Here is a 20,452-nt window from a genome sequence, read left to right as displayed (position 1 = left end):
GGTCCCCACAGGCTGCCAGTCCGCCGGAGCAGGCTGGCAAACCGGCTTATTGTTTGTATAACGGTCCGTAATTTTCACAGGCGCGGTAATCCTGCCCTTCCGGATCCATACCGTGAGCGCCCCAGGCCGTCGGCCGATAAATCAGCGCCTCCGGTACGTTATGCATGCACACGGGAATGCGCAGCATGGACGCCATAGTGATGAAATCAGCACCGACGTGCCCGACGGTTAATACTCCGTGGTTAGCCCCCCAGTTCGCCATCACTGAATAGACGTCGCTGAACGGGCCTTTACCGGTCAGACGTGGGGCAAACCAGGTGGTGGGCCAGGTTGAATCGGTGCGCTTATTCAGAATGTCATGTACTTGTTCCGGCAGCTCAACACTCCAGCCTTCCGCTATCTGTAATACCGGGCCCACCCCCTTGATGAAGTTTACGCGGGTCATGGTAAATGGCACGCCACCTCGGGTGAGGAAGTTTGATGAGAAACCGCCCCCGCGAAAGTATTCATGCACCGCCGGACACCAGTGGGTTGCGGCCAGGCACGCGTTGGCTTCCTGCTCAGTAATGTCCCAGTGTGGTTTCAGGGTCGGTTTCCCCTCGGCGTCTTTCTGCTCCGCTGTACCGTCCAGTGCCGCCGAGCCGGAGTTGATCAGATGAATAATGCCCTGCTCAGCCCGTCCAGTGAGTTTCTGGCCGGTAACACGCTCAACCGACTCTGGCGACCAGTAGGTGCGCACGTCGGCAAAGATTTGCGCTGTACCGGTCATCAGATGTCCAAACAGCATTGCTACCCCGTTCAGGCTGTCATTTTCCGTCGCCACCACCAACGGCTGGCGAATACCGTTCCAGTCAAAGGAGCTGTTCAGCAGCGCCTCTGCGGTATCGCCATTTGGATACTGATCCGTCCAGTGGCGCTGTCCCTGGAACCCGGACGCGATGGCGTTATAGCCCAGAGATTCCTCCACGCGGCCCATCGCAGCGAGTTTTGGGTTACCCTGCATCATGTCGCGGATGCACATCGCCATCAGCAGACTCTCCCGCAGGATCGCGGCATTCTCCTGTTCATTGCGACGATACTGCTCAGCGTTTTTATCCTCGCCGAAACGGAAATGTGCTTGCGCCCAGTCCAGGGCCAGCTCAAGTTCTTGCTCGTCGTAAATCTTATGATCGATGCGGCGACGCAGTTCGGTCATATCCACCGCCTGCACCTTCATCCCCAGCCAGGATTCAAAGAAGTTGTGATCGACAATCGAGCCCGCAATCCCCATCGAGACGCCGCCCACCGACAAATAACTTTTCCCCTTCATGCTGGCGACCGCCAGGCCCGCGCGGGCGAAGCGCAACAATTTTTCTTCGACGTCTGCCGGGATGGTCTCGTCGCCCGCATCCTGTACATCGTGGCCATATATGGAAAACGCCGGGATCCCTTTCTGGTTATGCGCCGCCAGTGCCGCCGCGAGATATACTGCCCCCGGACGCTCGGTGCCGTTAAAGCCCCAGATCGCTTTCGGACGCAGCGGATCCATATCAATGGTTTCACTCCCGTAACACCAGCAGGGGGTGACGGTGATCGTCAGACCAACGTGGCACGTGCTGAACTTCTCTTCGCAAGCAGCGGCCTCCGCCATTCCGGCAATGCAGCTATCGGCAATCACGCACTCAACGGGCGTACCGCAGGGGTGGCGTAATTTTTCACTGAGTAGCGCCGCTGTTGCTTTCGCCATGTTCATGGTCTGCTCTTCCAGAGACTCGCGTACGCCCATTCGGCGGCCATCAATAACAGGTCGAATGCCAATACGGGGTAACGCTTTTATCGTTTTCATAGCCCTTCCTCACGTTGGTTAACCTATCCGTCTCAGGGGCATAGCCGTGAAAAAGCGCCCAGGCAGCGCCGTGAACGGAAAGTGGTGAAATTTGCTAACTCGAATTAGCTTAGGGTTCACACTAAAAATGAGACAAGATAAATGTGCAGAATCTGTGAGCAGTTTCACGATGAGAGGTCAAAATTCGATCAGCGTCAGGTATTACGATTCAGCAAAAATTAAACATATCGTTTAAATTCAATTAAATAACAAAATACCTTTGCACGACGTCACAATTTGAATACAAATGATTTGGCTAAATTATAACCCTAAAATAGCTTTTAAGGACGAAAGCTAAGTCGAGTTAGCTTATTAACTAAATCACTGTGGCTTGTGATTCATTGCCTTTCCAACACAGGAATTTTGCAATGTCAGAGACTCTTATTCAGATGACGTGCATTACCAAACGCTTTCCCGGCGTGCTGGCGCTGAATCAGGTTGATTTCGATTTACGCTGCGGCGAAGTTCATGCCCTCTTAGGTGAAAACGGTGCCGGCAAATCGACGCTGATGAAAATTTTATCCGGTGTTTACCAACCTGATGCCGGTGAAATTCGCTTTGAAGGGCAATCCGTATCATTCAGCGATCCGCTAAGTGCTCAGCATGCAGGTATTACGATTATCCATCAGGAATTTAATCTCTTCCCCGATTTAACCGTGGAAGAGAATATCTTTATTGGCCGTGAATTCTGCAAAAATAGTCGCTGGCAGTTAGATAAACGCGCCCAGCGACAGGCGGTTGAGAAAATACTGCACACGCTGAATTTAAAAATCGCCCCGGACGCCCGCGTCAGTGAATTAACCGTAGCCCAGCAGCAGATGGTGGAAATTGCCAAAGCGATTTCGGTCAATGCCAAAGTGCTAATCATGGATGAACCCACCGCCGCGCTGACCGAAAGTGAAATCGAGAGTTTGTTTGACGTCACGCGGATGCTCAAGGCTCAGGGCACGGGGATTGTCTACATCTCGCACCGTCTGGAAGAGCTGGCGCTGATCGCCGATCGCGCGACCGTCATGCGCGACGGACAATACATCGCCACCGTAGATTATGAAACGGTTCAGATCGGCGAGCTTATCGCCATGATGGTTGGCCGCAATCTCGATAACATCTACCCAAAACGCCCGCCGCATCAGCGCAGAGAAAAAGTGCTGGAGGTGAACGACCTGACGCGTAATGGTGTACTGCATGACATCAACTTTACCCTCTGGCGCGGTGAGATCCTCGGTCTCGCTGGCTTAATGGGCGCAGGCCGAACGGAACTGGGCCGGGCCCTGTTTGGCGCCGATGCGATCGACGCTGGCACCCTGACGCTGAACGGCACCCCCACACGTATTAAAGACGTGGCTGACGCTATTGAGAAAGGCATCAGCTATTTAACAGAAGACCGCAAAAAAGAGGGACTCGCCCTGGGCCTTTCTGTTGAGATGAACATTATGCTCGGCAATTACCCGGACTACGCTGGCGCCGCGGGTAATGTCGATGAAAAACGCTGCCGGGAGTCCAGCCAGAAACTGGTGGATACGCTGCGAATAAAAACGCCACATATGGAACAGGCGGCACTGAATTTAAGCGGCGGTAATCAACAGAAGATCATTATTGCCCGCTGGGTCTGCAAAGACACCGATATTTTAATTTTTGATGAGCCAACCCGGGGAATTGACGTTGGCGCCAAGCTGGAAATCTACGAATTAATGAATCGCCTTGTCGCTAAAGGTAAATCGATCATCATGATTTCATCCGAACTGCCGGAAGTATTAGGAATGTGCGACCGCATACTCGTGATGCGCAGCGGCCGCATTGCCGGCGAAATAGCGGCTGAGCACGCCACCCAGGAAAAAATCATGCAATACGCCACGCTGGAGGATTAATCATGTCCGTTACCGTTCCATCGCCGCAAAGCGGAAGTCATACGATGAAAATAAATAAAGCGCTCCTGATGCGTCTGGCGCCTCTTTTTAGCCTGGTATTGCTGGTTCTGTTTTTCAGCTTCAGCTCACCGTTCTTCTTTAATACTGAAAATATCATGACTATCGCCCTGCAAACGGCGGTGATTGGCATCATGGCCATTGGCGTGACCTTTGTGATTATTACCGCCGGGATCGACCTGTCGCTTGGATCGGTGGTGGCGTTCTCAGGGGTTGCGGTGGGCATCGCCGCCGGGTTTGGTATGCCGTTGCCGGTCTGTATTCTGGCAGGCGTGCTCGCAGGCGGACTTTGCGGCTATGTGAACGCGTTTCTGGTCACCAAAATGACCATACCACCGTTTATTGCCACCCTCGGCTTAATGATGTCGGTACGCGGCATCAATATGGTGATGACCGATGGCCGCGCGATTTATTTTTCTGACTACCCGCAGTTCAAGCTGCTAGCACAGGGTCGCCTGTTCGACGTTCTGCCTTATCCGGTGTTCTACCTGGTCATCGTGGCACTGATCGCCATGTGGATCCTGAAGAAAACGGTGATGGGCCGCTATATCTACGATGTCGGCAGCAATGAAACGGCGGCACACCTTTCCGGGATCAAAGTCCAGCGAGTGAAAATTTTCGTTTACGCCTTCTGCGGCCTGTTAACCGGCGTGGCCGGGGTGATCCTCGCCTCTCGTCTCAACTCAGGCCAGCCAACCGTGGGCGTGGGTTATGAGCTGGAAGCCATTGCGGCGGTAGTGATCGGCGGTACCAGTCTGATGGGCGGCGTGGGCACGATTGGCGGCACCATCATAGGCGCGTTCATTATGAGCGTGCTGAAAAACGGCCTCAATCTCATGGGCGTGTCCCAGTTCTGGCAGATGGTGGCGATGGGCGTGGTCGTCGTTGCCGCCGTCTACCTGGACACGTTACGTAAAAGAATGCGTTAGGTTCTCGATACAACAAGCCCTGCCAACCTTACAACGGAGCAAAATAATGAAAACCAGCCATATCCTGAGCGCCCTGTCGCTCGTTGCCATCCTGTCCAGCAGCGCGCTGGCAAAAGATTTAAACCTGCCGGTGGTCAGTAAAGGTTACCAGCACGAATTCTGGCAGACGGTCAAAATGGGAACGGAAGCTGCCGCAAAAGAGTTGGGTGACAAAACCAGCTACGTTGGCCCTGCCGATGAAACGCAAATCGCCGAACAGATCCAGTTAGTCGAAAACACCATGGCACAAAAACCAAACGGCCTGTTGCTGGCCGCACTTGATGCAAACGCCCTTGCCCCGCTGGTCGAAACCGCCAACAGCCGGGGGATCAAAGTGGTGACCTTCGACTCGGGCGTGAACTCGGATATCCCGGCCAGCTTTGTCGCCACCAATAACCGTAAGGCGGGCGCACAGGCTGCGGATGCGCTGGCAGAGCAGGTAGGCCAGAAGGGGAAAGTGGGTATTATCGCCCACGTAGCCGGGACGACGTCCGCCATTGAGCGCTCTGAAGGGTTCAGCGAGCGGATGAAAGAGAAGTACCCGAATATTCAGGTACTGCCGGTGCAATACAGCGATGGCGACCCGCAAAAAGCGATGGATAAAACCATTGATATGGTTCAGGCCAACCCGGATATCGCCGGTATTTATGCCACCAACGAAGGCTCAACCCTGGGCGTTGCGAACGCTATCGACAGCCAGAATCTGAAGGGCAAAGTAAAAGTCATCGGTTTTGACAGCACCGAAGCCATCATTAACTTCCTTAAAAACGGTGTGATTCAGGGCTTCGTGGTGCAGGACGCCTATCAGATTGGTTATCAGGGCATAAAAGCGCTGAACGCGGTGATTTCCGGACAGACGGTGGCCAAAGAAATTGATATTCCAGTGAAATATGTCAATGCGCAGAATATCAACACGCCTGAAATTGATAAACTGCTGCATCCGTTTGGTAAAAAATAAGGAAGTTCATGATGAGTGACGGCTATTTCCTCGGGGTAGATGTAGGTTCAGCCAGCGTTCGTGCAGGGCTTTACTCTGCGCAAGGCGAGCGTTTGAGCTTCGCGACCCGTCCGATTTCGCAGTTTCACGCCAGCAACGCGCGCGTGGAACAATCCTCTGTGGAAATCTGGCAGCAGGTTTGTGCGGTGGTGCGGGAAGCCGTCGACTCCTCTGGGATTTCACCTGACGCCATTCGTTCGATTGGCTTCGACGCCACGTGCTCGCTGGTCGCGCTGGATGCTGACGGTAACGGCCTGAGCGTCTCCCCGGACAGTCCGGCATCGCAGGACATCATTATGTGGATGGATCATCGTGCTCACGAAGAAACCGTTCACATCAATGCCACACGCGATTCGGCCCTGTGCTACGTGGGCGGCGAGGTCAGCATCGAGATGGAGTTGCCAAAACTGCTGTGGTTGCAGCGGCATCATCCTGAAACCTGGAATCAGGCCTGGCGCTTTTACGACCTTGCCGATTTTCTGGTCTGGAAAGCGACGGGCCAGGACGTCGCCAGCCTGTGCACCCTCACCTGCAAATGGAACTACCTTGCGCATGAGGCGCAGTTCAGCGAATCGCTGCTCAGGGCGGTGGGGCTGGAAAACTTACTGACAAAAATTCCCGGCACTATTCTGGACGTCGCTGAATGCGTCGGGAAACTTAGCCCGCAGGCAGCGCAAGCTCTGGGTTTGTCCGAAGAAGTGGTTGTGGCAAGCGGCATGATCGATGCCCACGCGGGTGGCGTGGCGCTGACGGCCTCACACCCGGAAGGCACGCTGGCGCTCATCAGCGGAACCTCGAACTGCCATATGCTTGCCAGTCAGACGGAGATCCATACGCCCGGCGTCTGGGGACCTTACTGGAGCGCCATGCTGCCGGGCTACTGGCTGACGGAAGGCGGGCAAAGTGCTGCCGGGGCGCTGGTCGACTGGACGTTGCGCGAGCACGGAGCCAGCGCAGACCTGTTTGCAAAAGCAGAAGCGGCGCAACGCCATCCGGTGGCGCTGCTCAACGACTGGGTAGCCGCGCTTGAACAGGAAGAAAAATATCCCACCCGCAACCTGCACATTCTGGCCGATCACCACGGCAACCGCTCGCCGCGTTCGCGTCCTGATGCCCGGGGCAGCGTGGTCGGTCTGACATTAGAAACCGGTGAACGTGCGCTGGCGAGGCTCTACCTGGCCACGCTACAGGCCATTGCCTACGGCACACGACACATTATGGATACTCTGAAACATCATGGGCACACCTTGTCGCGCATTGTCATTTGTGGTGGAGCTACTCATAACCGGCTCTGGCTGCGGGAGTATGCCGATGCCACAGGCTGCAATATTCACCTTTTAGCCGAAGAAGATGCGGTCACTCTCGGCGCGGCCATTTGCGGCGCTGTGGCGAGCGGTGCATGGGCAACGCTTACCGACGCCACCCGGGAAATGGTCAAAGCCGGCGATATCATCACCTGTCGGCCGGAAACCGCGGCCTTCCACCGGCAAAAATATGAGGCGTACCTGATGCTGTGGACCCAGCAACAGGCGCTTAATCTCCTGATGCAGCAGGAAATGTAATGGCAGGATGCGTATGCTTTATCAGCAGTTTTTACGTACGTTAAGGATTGAGGCGTAGCGATGGCCAAAACAGTTGAACAGATAGCGAAGGATCTGAATTTATCCGTCACCACCGTGCGGCTGGTACTGAGCGGGAAAGCCGAACAGTATCGGATCAGTGTGAAAACACAGTCCCGAATTAATGAACACGTCGAGCGCTTCGGCTATACCCTCAACCATTCGGCGCGCAGTCTGAAGTTAAACAAAACCGAGACGCTGGGGCTCATCGTGCCCAACATCTCAAACGTGTTCTTTGCAACGCTCGCCGAGAAACTCGAACTGCGCTGCCGCCGTTCGGGTTACCAGCTGATGATCAGCTGTACTTACAACGATGTGGATTACGAAAACAAGCTGGTAAAAGCTCTGATGGCGCGCAACGTGGACGGCTTATTTATCGTTCCCTCGACGCTGGAAAATCAGCAGCATCATTTGCGGCAGATCCAAAAGCCACTGGTGCTCCTTGACCGGGATTTTGGCTTTACTGACAACGCGCTGGTAGAGAGTCATAACGAGGCTGGGGGGGATGAACTGGCCCGCAATATGCTGGAAGAGTGCAAAACGCCGCTCTGGTTCCTTGTGGGCGATACCGCACTGCCCAGCATTACGGACCGTCTGAACGGCTATTTGCAGGCCCTGAAAACAGCCGGTATACACCATCGCGAGTGGGTCATCGAAGGGCCGGACAATACGCCGGAGGGGGGATATGCCCTGATGGATTCGCTTATCGACAGCCAGGGTGTTCCGCAGGCGTTTATCGCCTCATCGTTACCCGTCCTGGAAGGGGCAATCGAAGCCCTGCGGACGCGTACCGGTACCGTGCCTCAACACATCAATATTGGCACCTTCGATGAGCACCCCATGCTGGGGTTCCTGCCTAACAGCGTCTGGTCCATGCAGCAGGATGAAGATACCTGGGCGGAAAAAGCGTTTGAACTGATGCAGCGAGCCATCGACGGCGAAGCGGTCAACGAGACGGCGAAAGTCGATATGAAGCTGGTCAAACGTTCCCGCCAGTAAAAATAAAACTGTACCCGGAGAATAAAAAATGGAACGAGCCCGATTAGCCAGAGACATTATCGACACCTGCCTTGAGATGACCCGCATGGGATTAAATCAGGGCACCGCCGGGAATATCAGCGTTCGCTATGGCGACGGTATGCTGATTACGCCGACCAGAATTCCCTACGAGCATCTGACCGAAGAGAGTATCGTCTATGTCGATGCACAGGGGCGACACGAAGAGGATAAACTGCCCTCCAGCGAATGGCGTTTTCATCAGGTTGTGTATCAGACCCGCCCGGATGCTAACGCCGTCGTCCATAACCATGCGGTTAACTGTACCGCCGTCTCGATACTCAACCGCCCCATTCCTGCTATTCACTATATGATTGCCGCCGCCGGGGGAAACTCCATTCCCTGCGCGCCTTACGCGACCTTCGGGACGCGCGCGCTGTCAGAGCATGTCGCGGTCGCGTTACGCGATCGCAAAGCGACGCTATTACAGCACCACGGTCTGATCACCTGCGAAGAAAATCTTGAGAAGGCACTGTGGCTGGCGCAGGAGGTAGAGGTGCTGGCAAAACTCTACCTGGCCACGCTGGCGATCGTGGATCCCGTTCCGGTACTCAGTGACGATGAAATTGCCATTGTTCTTGAGAAATTTAAAAGCTACGGGTTGCGCGTCGAGGCGTAATTTTTTATCCGGGGGTGCTTTTATCACACCCTCGTAATATCTCTTAAACAAACACCTATTTACCGCACTTATCACCCCGCCTAAACTATGGCCTGCTTTTTGGTAGAGGTGGTAATGAACGATTATAAAATGACGCCAGGCGAACTGCGTGCGACCTGGGGTTTAGGGACTGTTTTCTCGCTGCGGATGCTTGGCATGTTTATGGTCCTGCCCGTTCTGACCACATATGGCATGGCGTTACAGGGTGCCAGCGAAGCGCTGATTGGTCTGGCGATCGGTATCTACGGCCTGGCGCAGGCGATATTCCAGATCCCCTTTGGCCTGCTCTCCGACCGCGTGGGTCGCAAACCGCTGATTGTCGGCGGGCTGCTGGTGTTTGTACTTGGCAGCATCATCGCCGCCCTCTCCCACTCCATCTGGGGAATTATTCTTGGCCGCGCCCTGCAAGGTTCCGGGGCGATTGCCGCCGCCGTGATGGCGCTGCTGTCAGACTTAACCCGCGAGCAAAACCGCACCAAAGCCATGGCGTTTATTGGCGTCAGCTTCGGCGTTACGTTTGCCATTGCCATGGTGCTGGGGCCGATTATTACCCATTCACTCGGCCTGCACGCCCTGTTCTGGATGATAGCCGTGCTGGCAACCATCGGGATCGCACTCACGCTGTGGGTTGTGCCGGACAGTAAAAACCATGTCCTGAACCGTGAATCCGGGATGGTCAAAGGCTGCTTCAGCAAAGTCATCGCCGAGCCGCGCCTGCTTAAGCTGAACTTCGGCATTATGTGCCTGCACATTCTGCTGATGTCCACCTTTGTCGCCCTGCCCGGTCAACTTGCCGCAGCAGGTTTCCCGGCGGCAGAGCACTGGAAAATTTATCTGGTCACAATGCTGATCTCGTTTGTCTCCGTTGTGCCCTTCATTATTTACGCCGAAGTGAAGCGCAAAATGAAACGCGTCTTCGTGGGCTGCGTGGCGTTACTGTTGATTGCCGAGATTGTGCTGTGGGGCGCCGGCCCACATTTCTGGGAGCTGATCGCAGGCGTACAGCTGTTCTTCCTGGCGTTTAATCTGATGGAAGCCCTGCTGCCGTCGCTTATCAGCAAAGAGTCTCCGGCAGGATACAAAGGCACCGCGATGGGCATTTACTCCACCAGCCAGTTTCTCGGCGTGGCGATCGGCGGGTCCCTCGGCGGCTGGGTGGACGGCCTTTTTGATTCTCAGACCGTGTTCCTCGCCGGTGCGCTACTGGCGATGCTCTGGCTGTTTGTTGCCAGCACCATGAAAGAGCCGCGCTATGTGAGTAGCCTGCGGGTAGAAATTCCCGATGACGTGGCAATCGGTGACGCGTTACAAAAGCGTCTGGAAGCGACAGAGGGCGTGAGCGAAGTGCTGATTGTCCCGGAAGAGCGCAGTGCGTATATCAAAATTGACAGCAAAGTGACTAACCGCTTTGAGGTAGAGCAGGCGCTGAAGGCCTGAAAAAATGCCCGGTTTAGCCGGGCATAATTGTCTTAATCGCGGAAGTTTTTAAACTGGAATGGCTGACCGAGATCGCCGCCACGCACCAGCGCCATCACGGATTGCAGGTCATCACGGGATTTTCCGGTCACGCGGATCTCTTCCCCCTGGATCTGCGCCTGCACTTTCAGCTTGCTGTCTTTGATAAGCTTAACGATTTTTTTCTGTACCGCGCTTTCAATCCCCTGCTTCAGCTTCGCTTCCACAAACCAGGTTTTGCCGCTGTGAACAAAATCTTCCGGTACATCAAGTGAGGTCCCTTCAATGCCGCGCTTGAGCAGCTTGGCGCGCAGGATATCCAGCAGTTGGTTGACCTGGAAATCAGACTCACTCAGGACTTTGATTGTCTTGTTCGCGTCGTTCAGTTCAATGGTCGCCTCAACGCCACGAAAATCGAAACGTGACTCCACTTCACGAATAGCATTATCTACGCCGTTACGCGCTTCCTGCAGATCAACTTCAGAAACAATATCGAAAGATGGCATCTTTTCTTCTCCCTTCATTTTTGTTGCGTTGCATAATACCTGCAACGAGGCATAACGAGAAGCTTAGCTGATGGCGCTATACTTAGCGTCTTAGCACCTGGCGCAGTTGCAGGTGAGGAGGAACAATGAAAGTAACAGTGCTTGGATGCGGCGCCCTTGGTCAACTCTGGCTTAGCGCGCTATGCAAACAGGGACACGACGTTCAGGGCTGGCTGCGAATTCCCCAACCCTATTGCAGTGTGAATGTGATAGGTACAGACGGTTCAATTTTTAACGAGTCTTTGACGGCAAACGATCCGGAATTTCTCGCGAGCAGCGATCTGCTGCTGGTCACGCTGAAGGCCTGGCAGGTCTCCGATGCGGTGAAAAGCCTGGCCGCCCAATTACCTGAAAGCACGCCAGTCCTGCTGATTCACAACGGTATGGGTACCATTGAAGAGCTAAAGTCTGTCCGGCAACCGCTGCTAATGGGAACAACCACCCACGCGGCACGCCGCGACGGTAACGTCATTATTCATGTTGCCAGTGGCATCACCCATATCGGCCCGGCGCGTGAACAGCCCGGCGATTACAGCTATCTTGCGGATACCCTGCAAAGCACGCTGCCAGACGTCGCCTGGCACAATAACATTCGCGCAGAACTGTGGCGCAAACTGGCGGTCAACTGCGCGATCAATCCGCTGACTGCCCTGCTGGATTGCCCTAACGGTGATCTGCGCCAGCATCCCGCTCGGTTAGCGCTGATTTGCCGGGAAGTTGCAGCCGTCATTGAACGCGAAGGCTACCACACCTCAGAGTCTGATTTACGTTATTATGTCGACCAGGTCATTGAGAGTACGGCAGAAAATATCTCCTCAATGCTGCAGGATATCCGGGCTATGCGGCATACCGAAATTGATTACATTACCGGTTATCTGTTAAAACGCGCCCGGGCACACGGCATTACCGTTGCGGAAAACAGCCGTCTGTTTGAGTTAGTAAAACGAAAGGAGAGTGAGTATGAGCGCATCGGCACTGGTATGCCTCGCCCCTGGTAGCGAAGAGACAGAAGCGGTCACCACCATTGATTTGATGGTACGTGGTGGTATTAAGGTTACCACCGCCAGCGTCGCCAGCGACGGAAGTCTGGCGATTACCTGCTCGCGTGGAGTCAAGATCCTGGCAGATGCACCGCTTGTACAGGTGGCGGACGGTGATTACGACATTATCGTGCTGCCGGGCGGTCTGAAGGGCGCGGAGTGTTTCCGCGACAGCCCGCTGCTGGTTGAAACCGTTCGTCAGTTTCATCTTTCCGGGCGTATCGTCGCGGCAATCTGTGCGGCCGCAGGTACGGTACTGGTTCCGCACGACATTTTCCCCATCGGCAATATGACCGGCTTCCCAGGCCTGAAGGATACGATTCCGGATGACCAGTGGGTGGATAAACGCGTGGTCTGGGATCCGCGCGTTAACCTGCTCACCAGCCAGGGGCCGGGTACCGCCATTGATTTTGGCCTGAAGATTATTGACCTGCTGGTCGGGCGCGAAAAAGCGTACGAAGTGGCGTCATCGCTGGTGATGGCGGCAGGGATTTATAACTACTACGAGTAAAAAAAGCCGGGTGGCGGCTACGCCTTACCCGGCCTACAAGTGTACGGTACCGTAGGCCCGGTAAGCGAAGCGCCACCGGGCAATAGGCTACGGGCGATACACCTTCACGTTCGCGAAGCCCTGCTCACGCAGGTACAGCGCCTGTAAACGGCTCATGACCCCACGTTCGCACCACAGCAGATACGTTTTGCTCTGGTCGAGATCGCCAAACTGGGTGCTCAGCTTGTAGAACGGCAGCGAAACCACCTCCACGCCTTCCACCTGCAACGGCTTGTCATCCTGCTCATCAACAGAACGTATATCCAGAATCGTATCGTTAGCACCGAAGCCGCTGACCGTCTCCACCTCAACCACGTCCTGCTCGGTCTGCTGGGCGATCTCACGGATATCGATGTTGGACGCTTCCGCCACCACTTTTTCCAGGATGCTGAAATCGAAGTTCTCTTCTTCCGCTTCGATCTTCGCCTTCACCGCTTTAATGGTTGGACTTTTTGAGATCACGCCGCAATATTCCGGCATGGTGCGGGCAAAATCTTCAGTACCGATTTTACGCGCCAGATCGATGATGTGCTCTTTATCGTGAGAGATCAGCGGACGCAGGATCAGCGTATCAGACACGTTGTCGATAAGGCGCAGGTTGGTCAGCGTCTGGCTGGAGACCTGCCCCAGTGCTTCACCGGTGACCAGCGCTTGCACGCCGTAGCGCTCAGCCACTTTGGACGCCGCACGCACCATCATACGTTTCAGGACCACGCCCATCTGGCCGTCATCCACTTTCTCAAGAATTTCGCCAACCACTGGCTCAAAGTTGATCGCCACGAAACGCACGCGGTGAGAGCTGCCGAAACGGTTCCACAGGTAATGCGCCACCTGACGTACGCCGATTTCGTGCGCCGCGCCGCCCAGATTAAAGAAGCAGTAGTGCACGCGGCAGCCGCGACGCATCAGCATATAGCTGGAAACGCCGGAGTCGAACCCGCCGGAGATCAGCGACAGCACATCTTCTTGCGTGCCGATCGGGAAGCCGCCAATACCTTCATAACGGCCCTTAACCAGCAGCAGGCGATCGTTTTCGATCTCAAGATTAACGGTAACGTCCGGATTAGTCAGGCGCACGCGCGCCGTCTCAACGTGCTGGTTCAGACCGCCGCCGACATAGCGCTCAACGTCAATGGAGCTAAACTCATGCTTACCACGGCGCTTCACGCGTACGCAGAACGTTTTCCCTTCGATCTGATCGCGGTACTGTACCAGCGCCTTTTCGAAGATATCGTGCATATCGGTGAAGGGAACGTCTTCCACTTCCAGAATATGGTGAATACCCGGGATACGGGTCAGCGCGTCACGAATATCAAGACGTTTGTTTTCGTCTTTCGCGCGGACTTCAACGTGGTCCCAGTGACGCACCACGGCGAGCGTTTCGTCGTAGTGTTTTAATACGTTACGAATGTTCCCGGTGAGAATTTTAATAAAGCGCAAACGCACGGATTGGCTTTTGATGGTGATTTCAGGGAACAATTTAATGATAAACTTCATGGCGGCAATGTTTCTTAGGCAAGCTTATAAAGGCTTGTAGTGGAAAATGATACAGCAGCCCACACCCGTGGCTGCATCCAGGCGCGCAAGTATACCACCATCGCGCCACTCGCGTTATTTGATAATTGCCCCGAGTCCGTTACCATGTCAGGGCGAAAAATTTAAGAGTCAATTCACTATGCCGAAGAAAAACGACGCACCGGCCAGTTTCGAAACTGCGCTGAGTGAACTGGAGCAGATCGTTACCCGTCTTGAGAGCGGCGATCTCCCGCTGGAAGACGCGCTCAACGAATTTGAACGCGGCGTGCAGCTCGCGCGCCAGGGGCAGGTAAAACTCCAGCAGGCCGAGCAGCGTGTGCAGATCCTGCTTTCCGACAGCGAAGACGCTAAAACCACGCCATTCACACCGGACGCCGAGTAAATGGATTTCTCCAACGCGCTTCAGGCGCGCGTCATCCGCGCCAACGACGCGCTGCGCCGTTTCATTGAGCCGCAGCCTTTTCAGAACACTCCTCTGGTTGAAGCCATGCACTATGGCGCACTCTTGGGGGGTAAACGCCTGCGTCCGTTCCTGGTGTATGCCACGGGCAATATGTTCGGTATCAGCGATAACACGCTGGACGCCCCGGCAGCCGCTGTGGAGTGTATCCACGCCTATTCGCTGATCCACGATGATTTGCCGGCCATGGACGATGACGATCTGCGTCGCGGTCAGCCGACCTGCCACATTAAGTTCGGCGAAGCGAATGCCATTCTGGCGGGTGATGCGCTGCAAACCCTGGCGTTCTCTATTCTGAGCGATGCGCCGATGGTTGAAGTGAGCGATCGCGATCGTCTGGCAATGGTGTCCGAACTGGCAATGGCCAGCGGCGTCGCCGGGATGTGCGGCGGCCAGGCGCTGGATTTAGAGGCTGAAGGTCGTCAGGTAACTCTGGAACAGCTGGAGCGCATCCACCGTCACAAAACGGGCGCCCTGATTCGGGCAGCCGTTCGTCTGGGCGCGTTGAGCGCGGGTGAACGCGGGCGTAAAGCCCTGCCGGTTCTGGACAGATACGCAGAAAGTATCGGTCTGGCATTCCAGGTTCAGGATGACATTCTGGATGTGGTGGGCGATACTGCAACATTGGGAAAACGCCAGGGTGCGGATCAGCAGCTTGGCAAAAGTACCTACCCCGCCCTGTTGGGCCTTGAGCATGCCCAACGTAAAGCCCGGGATCTGATAGACGATGCCCGCCGGTCACTGAATGAGCTGGCCGCGCAATCGCTGGATACCTCGGCACTGGAAGCGCTAGCGGACTACATAATCCAGCGTAATAAATAAACTATATATCTCGATGAGCCTTTGATGAGTTTTGATATTGCCAAATACCCGACACTGGCGTTAGTTGACTCCACTCAGGAGTTACGTCTGTTGCCGAAAGAGAGTCTGCCGAAGCTGTGTGACGAGCTGCGTCGCTACCTGCTCGACAGCGTTAGCCGCTCCAGCGGCCACTTCGCCTCCGGACTTGGCACGGTTGAGCTGACCGTGGCGTTGCATTACGTCTATAACACGCCGTTCGATCAGCTGATCTGGGATGTTGGCCACCAGGCCTATCCGCACAAAATTCTGACCGGACGTCGCGATAAGATTGGCACCATTCGCCAGAAAGGCGGCCTGCATCCGTTCCCGTGGCGCGGCGAGAGCGAGTTTGACGTGTTAAGCGTCGGCCACTCTTCCACCTCCATTTCTGCGGGCATTGGTATTGCCGTTGCCGCTGAAAAAGAGAATAAACAACGCCGTACCGTCTGCGTGATTGGTGACGGGGCGATCACCGCCGGGATGGCTTTTGAGGCCATGAACCACGCGGGCGATATCAAACCGGACATGCTGGTGATCCTCAACGATAACGAAATGTCGATCTCCGAGAACGTCGGCGCGCTGAATAACCATCTGGCGCAGCTGCTGTCCGGTAAGCTTTACTCGTCACTGCGCGAAGGCGGGAAAAAAGTCTTCTCCGGCGTACCGCCGATCAAAGAGCTGCTTAAGCGTACCGAAGAACATATCAAAGGCATGGTCGTGCCGGGTACGCTGTTTGAAGAGCTGGGCTTTAACTATATTGGCCCGGTGGACGGCCACGATGTGTTAGGTCTGGTGACGACGCTTAAAAACATGCGCGACCTGAAAGGCCCGCAGTTCCTGCATATCATGACCAAAAAAGGGCGTGGTTACGAACCGGCGGAAAAAGATCCGATCACCTTCCACGCGGTGCCCAAGTTCGACCATACCAGCGGTTGTCTGCCGAAAAGCAGCGGCGGAATGCCGAGCTACTCAAAAATCTTTGGCGACTGGCTGTGCGAAACGGCGGCGAAAGACAACACGCTGATGGCGGTGACGCCTGCCATGCGTGAAGGCTCCGGCATGGTCGAGTTTTCCAAAAAATACCCGGACCAGTATTTCGACGTCGCCATTGCCGAGCAGCACGCGGTGACCTTCGCAGCGGGCCTGGCGATTGGCGGCTACAAGCCGGTGGTAGCGATTTACTCTACCTTCCTGCAACGCGCCTACGATCAGGTGATCCATGACGTTGCCATCCAGAAGCTGCCGGTGCTGTTTGCTATCGACCGTGCGGGCATCGTGGGGGCTGACGGCCAGACGCACCAGGGCGCATTTGACCTCTCCTTCCTGCGCTGCATCCCGGACATGGTGATCATGACGCCAAGCGACGAAAACGAGTGTCGTCAGATGCTGTATACCGGTTACCACTATCAGGACGGTCCCTGTGCGGTACGTTATCCACGCGGCAATGCCCTTGGCGTTGAATTACGGCCGCTGGAAAAACTGGATATCGGTAAAGGTCTGGTGAAACGTCGCGGTGAAAAAGTGGCGATCCTGAACTTTGGTACGCTGATGCCGGAAGCGGCAAAAGTCGCTGAAACCCTGAATGCGACGCTCGTCGATATGCGATTTGTGAAGCCGCTCGATGAATCTCTGATTCTGAGCATGGCGGAAAGCCATGAGGTGCTGGTCACGCTGGAAGAGAACGCCATCATGGGTGGCGCGGGTAGCGGCGTGAACGAAGTGCTGATGGCGAACCGTAAAGTCGTTCCGGTGCTTAATCTCGGCCTGCCGGACCACTTCATCCCGCAAGGCACTCAGGACGAGGCGCGAGCCGACATTGGCCTGGACGCCGTCGGTATCGAAGCTAAAATCCGCACCTGGCTGGCCTGATCCCTCCCCTTTTCTGCTCCTGCTATGCTTAAACGTATTGTTTAAACAGCAGGAGCGGAACCATGCAATACACGACATTAGGAAAAACAGACCTCAAGGTGTCCCGGCTTTGCCTGGGCTGCATGACGTTTGGCGAGCCTGACCGGGGAAATCACGCCTGGACGCTGCCTGAAGAGAGCAGCCGCCCTATCATTAAGCGCGCCATTGACGGCGGCATCAACTTCTTCGATACCGCCAACAGCTACTCCGACGGCAGCAGCGAAGAGATTGTGGGCCGCGCCCTGCGAGATTTTGCCCGTCGGGATGAGATTGTGGTCGCCACCAAAGTGTATTACCCGTCAGGCGATCTGGCGGAAGGCCTTTCTCGCACGCAGATCCTGCGCTCCATTGATGACAGCCTCAGACGCCTGAACATGGATTACGTCGACCTGCTGCAAATTCACCGCTGGGATTACAACACGCCGATCGAAGAGACGCTTGAAGCGTTGAACGACGTCGTGAAAGCCGGTAAAGCGCGCTACATCGGCGCATCGTCCATGCATGCCTCACAGTTTGCTCAGACGCTCGATCTCCAGGCGCAGAACGGCTGGGCGCGCTTTGTCACTATGCAGGATCACTACAACCTGATCTACCGGGAAGAAGAACGCGAGATGCTGCCGCTCTGCTACCAGGAAGGCGTGGCGGTGATCCCGTGGAGCCCGCTGGCGCGCGGAAGGTTAACCCGTCCGTGGGGTGAAACTACCGCCCGGCTGGTATCGGATGAAGTAGGTAAAAATCTGTATGACGATACAGAAGCCAGCGATGCGTTAATTGCCGAACGATTAGCCGGGATCGCCGACGATATCGGTGCAACGCGCGCACAGGTAGCGCTGGCGTGGCTGCTGAGCAAGCGCGGTGTCGCCGCGCCGATTGTGGGCACATCGCGGGAAGAACAGCTGGACGAGTTGTTGAGTGCGGTGGACTTATCGTTGACGCCGGAGCAGATTGCCGAGCTGGAGACGCCGTATCAGCAACATCCGGTGGTAGGGTTTAAATAAACAATTCAGGGAACAAAATCCGTAGGCCGGGTAAGCGCAGCGCCACCCGGCAATACAGAGCGCACAAAATTACGCGAAGTGATCGTACCCTTTCCAGTCAAGCGTAACCGGGGCGCCGCCGCGGACAAACAGCAGCCCTTCACTTTCCGGCATCACCTGCCCGATGCAGGTAAATTTCGCCCCCAGATGCGCTAACGCCACATCCAGCGTCCCGCGATTCAGCTCGGGAACGGTAAAGCACAGCTCATAATCTTCCCCACCGGATAGTGCCCAGCGCAGCGCCTGTTCAGGATCGGCATGGCGACGCAACGGCTCTGACAGTGGGAACAGATCCAGATCGATCCGTGCGCCCACGCCACTGGCCTTCAGGATATGGCCGAGATCGGAGATCAGCCCGTCAGAGAGATCGATAGCAGAACTGGCCCGCTCGCGCAGCGCCTGACCGTGCAAAATACGCGGTGTGGGCCGCAGGTGGCGCTTCACCAGGTACGCAGCATCGTCAGCATCTTCAACTGCTAAACGGTTCTGAAGGATCGCCAGCCCGGCCGCGCTATCCCCCGGCGTACCGGTCACGTAGATCCAGTCGCCCGGTTTTGCGCCCGAACGCTTCAGCGCGCGCCCCGCTGGCACATAGCCGTGGATCGCCAGGGTCATCGACAGCGGCCCGGCGGTGGTATCACCGCCAATCAGCTGCATATCGTAATAATTCAGCTGTTCAAACAGGGCATCGCTGAAGGCTTCAAGCCAGGCTTCATCCACCTCCGGCAGGGTCAGAGCCAGCGTCAGCCAGGCCGGGTCGGCGCCCATTGCCGCCAGATCGCTAACGTTTACCGCCAGCGCCTTATACGCCAGGTCGGCAGGATCGATATCGGGCAGGAAGTGACGCCCACATACTAAGGTGTCGGTGCTGATTGCCAGCGTCTGTTTTTCGGGAATATTGAGAAGTGCACAGTCATCGCCAATGCCGGTTTCAACATCAAGACGAGAGGTTCTGACACGGTCGAAATAACGGGCAATCAGGGAGAATTCGCCGCATGCCATACGTTATGCCTCAGCAAATAAAAGAAAAAACCGGAGCCGCACTGCCAAAAAGGCAATGCAAGACTCCGGTTTGCGGATCACTTTTTGTGGGGACGGATCGCAGGTGCGGCTTTATCCAGCACGCCGTTTACAAACTTGTGGCTGTCTTCAGCGCCGAAGGTTTTTGCCAGTTCGATCGCTTCGTTGATGGCTACTTTGTACGGCACATCATCACGTTTAGACAGCTCAAACAGCGCGATACGCAACACTGCTTTTTCGACCTGGCCCAGCTCTTCGAGCAGACGGGACAGGTATGGCTTCATCAGACCATCGAGATACGCGCTATTAGTCGCCACTCCCGACAGCAGTTCACGGAAGTACAGAACGTCAACGTCTTTCACGTCCTGTTCTGACAGGAACTGGTATTCAACATCAGCGATGTCGTTCTGGGACAACTGCCAGGAGTAAAGTGCCTGGACGGCACATTCACGGGCGCGGCGACGAGCAGCAGGTTTCACGGAATTCCCCTTACAAAAAAATCAGGCCTTGATGGCTTTCAATACATTGATCATTTCAAGCGCGGTCAGTGCAGCTTCTGCACCTTTGTTACCGGCTTTGGTGCCAGCACGTTCGATGGCTTGTTCAATACTTTCGGTAGTCAGTACGCCGAACGCGACAGGAATTTCAGCATCCTGTGCAACGTGCGCCAGACCATTGCTTGCACCGCCCGCAACGTATTCGAAGTGCGCAGTGCCGCCACGAATAACAGTACCCAGTGCAATCACCGCGTCGTATTTACCGGTTTTCGCCAGCGCGCCCGCTGCCAGTGGCAGTTCGTAAGCACCTGGTACCCAAACGACGGTAATGTTGTCATCTTTAACCTGGCCGATACGTTTCAGGGCGTCAACCGCACCTTCCAGCAGGCTGTCGTTGATGAAGTTGTTGAAACGCGCAATGGTGATGGCGACGCGAGCGTCCGGGGTAGCTACAGCAGCTTCAATAATGTTCATACT

Annotated in this window: 19 protein-coding genes; 13 read left to right on the top strand and 6 right to left on the bottom strand. The window is 55.5% G+C overall.

The window, feature by feature from the left end; translation table 11 throughout:
- Window positions 1–46 precede the first annotated feature (46 nt).
- Window positions 47–1,825, bottom strand: coding sequence for an L-fucose isomerase (gene fucI, locus L3069_RS04905; RefSeq protein WP_100167686.1), 1,779 nt, complete (start codon window positions 1,823–1,825; stop codon window positions 47–49).
- Between the two features lie 407 nt (window positions 1,826–2,232).
- On the opposite strand from fucI, the gene L3069_RS04900 reads away from it, so the two are divergent.
- From L3069_RS04900 to L3069_RS04870, 7 genes are all read left to right on the top strand, one after another.
- The gene (locus L3069_RS04900; RefSeq protein WP_038415499.1) at window positions 2,233–3,732 is read left to right on the top strand and encodes a sugar ABC transporter ATP-binding protein; all 1,500 of its coding nucleotides are present in this window, start codon (window positions 2,233–2,235) and stop codon (window positions 3,730–3,732) included.
- 2 nt (window positions 3,733–3,734) lie between these two features.
- Window positions 3,735–4,718 (top strand): ABC transporter permease, encoded by a 984-nt coding sequence (locus tag L3069_RS04895; RefSeq protein WP_236901905.1) that lies wholly within the window; start codon window positions 3,735–3,737, stop codon window positions 4,716–4,718.
- A gap of 46 nt (window positions 4,719–4,764) precedes the next feature.
- A complete protein-coding gene (locus tag L3069_RS04890) occupies window positions 4,765–5,715 on the top strand; it encodes an ABC transporter substrate-binding protein (RefSeq protein WP_000858088.1) in 951 nt (316 codons plus the stop codon).
- A gap of 11 nt (window positions 5,716–5,726) precedes the next feature.
- Window positions 5,727–7,316, top strand: coding sequence for an FGGY-family carbohydrate kinase (locus tag L3069_RS04885; RefSeq protein WP_038415496.1), 1,590 nt, complete (start codon window positions 5,727–5,729; stop codon window positions 7,314–7,316).
- Window positions 7,317–7,376: 60 nt separating this feature from the next.
- Window positions 7,377–8,372 carry a LacI family DNA-binding transcriptional regulator gene (locus tag L3069_RS04880; RefSeq protein WP_023299444.1) on the top strand — a complete coding sequence of 332 codons (996 nt, stop codon included), beginning with the start codon at window positions 7,377–7,379 and terminating at the stop codon, window positions 8,370–8,372.
- A gap of 28 nt (window positions 8,373–8,400) precedes the next feature.
- Window positions 8,401–9,048: an L-fuculose-phosphate aldolase gene (gene fucA, locus L3069_RS04875; protein ID WP_038415493.1), complete on the top strand. Its 648-nt coding sequence runs from the start codon at window positions 8,401–8,403 to the stop codon at window positions 9,046–9,048.
- Window positions 9,049–9,162: 114 nt separating this feature from the next.
- Entirely contained in the window at window positions 9,163–10,524 is a 1,362-nt protein-coding gene (locus tag L3069_RS04870; protein WP_038415491.1) for an MFS transporter, read from the top strand.
- A gap of 32 nt (window positions 10,525–10,556) precedes the next feature.
- Here the strand turns inward: L3069_RS04870 and L3069_RS04865 are convergent, their stop codons facing one another.
- Entirely contained in the window at window positions 10,557–11,048 is a 492-nt protein-coding gene (locus L3069_RS04865; RefSeq protein ID WP_022647233.1) for a YajQ family cyclic di-GMP-binding protein, read from the bottom strand.
- A gap of 125 nt (window positions 11,049–11,173) precedes the next feature.
- On the opposite strand from L3069_RS04865, the gene panE reads away from it, so the two are divergent.
- Window positions 11,174–12,085, top strand: a complete 912-nt coding sequence (panE, locus tag L3069_RS04860) for a 2-dehydropantoate 2-reductase (RefSeq protein WP_038415489.1) — start codon at window positions 11,174–11,176, stop codon at window positions 12,083–12,085.
- The gene (yajL, locus tag L3069_RS04855) at window positions 12,048–12,638 is read left to right on the top strand and encodes a protein deglycase YajL (protein WP_038415487.1); all 591 of its coding nucleotides are present in this window, start codon (window positions 12,048–12,050) and stop codon (window positions 12,636–12,638) included. Before panE ends, yajL begins: the two co-directional genes overlap by 38 nt.
- Window positions 12,639–12,725: 87 nt before the next feature.
- Here yajL and thiI read toward each other — a convergent pair whose 3' ends face one another.
- Window positions 12,726–14,174, bottom strand: a complete 1,449-nt coding sequence (gene thiI, locus L3069_RS04850; protein ID WP_022647230.1) for a tRNA uracil 4-sulfurtransferase ThiI — start codon at window positions 14,172–14,174, stop codon at window positions 12,726–12,728.
- A 178-nt stretch (window positions 14,175–14,352) separates the two neighbouring features.
- Between thiI and xseB the strand changes: the two genes are divergently transcribed.
- The 4 genes from xseB (at window position 14,353) to L3069_RS04830 (ending at window position 18,419) form a co-directional block, all read left to right on the top strand.
- Entirely contained in the window at window positions 14,353–14,595 is a 243-nt protein-coding gene (gene xseB, locus L3069_RS04845; protein ID WP_003859094.1) for an exodeoxyribonuclease VII small subunit, read from the top strand.
- Window positions 14,596–15,495, top strand: a complete 900-nt coding sequence (gene ispA, locus L3069_RS04840) for a (2E,6E)-farnesyl diphosphate synthase (protein ID WP_038415485.1) — start codon at window positions 14,596–14,598, stop codon at window positions 15,493–15,495.
- Window positions 15,496–15,519: 24 nt separating this feature from the next.
- Window positions 15,520–17,382, top strand: a complete 1,863-nt coding sequence (dxs, locus tag L3069_RS04835; RefSeq protein WP_022647228.1) for a 1-deoxy-D-xylulose-5-phosphate synthase — start codon at window positions 15,520–15,522, stop codon at window positions 17,380–17,382.
- A gap of 62 nt (window positions 17,383–17,444) precedes the next feature.
- Window positions 17,445–18,419: an aldo/keto reductase gene (locus L3069_RS04830; protein ID WP_038415483.1), complete on the top strand. Its 975-nt coding sequence runs from the start codon at window positions 17,445–17,447 to the stop codon at window positions 18,417–18,419.
- A gap of 69 nt (window positions 18,420–18,488) precedes the next feature.
- Here L3069_RS04830 and thiL read toward each other — a convergent pair whose 3' ends face one another.
- From thiL to ribE, 3 genes are all read right to left on the bottom strand, one after another.
- Window positions 18,489–19,460 carry a thiamine-phosphate kinase gene (gene thiL / locus L3069_RS04825; RefSeq protein WP_038415481.1) on the bottom strand — a complete coding sequence of 324 codons (972 nt, stop codon included), beginning with the start codon at window positions 19,458–19,460 and terminating at the stop codon, window positions 18,489–18,491.
- 77 nt (window positions 19,461–19,537) lie between these two features.
- Complete coding sequence (gene nusB, locus L3069_RS04820; protein ID WP_006809908.1) at window positions 19,538–19,957, bottom strand: transcription antitermination factor NusB; 420 nt, start codon at window positions 19,955–19,957, stop codon at window positions 19,538–19,540.
- Between the two features lie 21 nt (window positions 19,958–19,978).
- Window positions 19,979–20,449: a 6,7-dimethyl-8-ribityllumazine synthase gene (gene ribE, locus L3069_RS04815; RefSeq protein ID WP_003859098.1), complete on the bottom strand. Its 471-nt coding sequence runs from the start codon at window positions 20,447–20,449 to the stop codon at window positions 19,979–19,981.
- Between the last annotated feature and the right edge of the window lie 3 nt (window positions 20,450–20,452).

Origin of the sequence: Enterobacter cloacae complex sp. ECL411 (genome assembly GCF_021869665.1) — a bacterium.
Lineage (GTDB): Bacteria > Pseudomonadota > Gammaproteobacteria > Enterobacterales > Enterobacteriaceae > Enterobacter > Enterobacter intestinihominis.
Note: the sequence above shows the minus strand (reverse complement) of the source record. Positions and strands in the feature narration are given on the sequence as shown.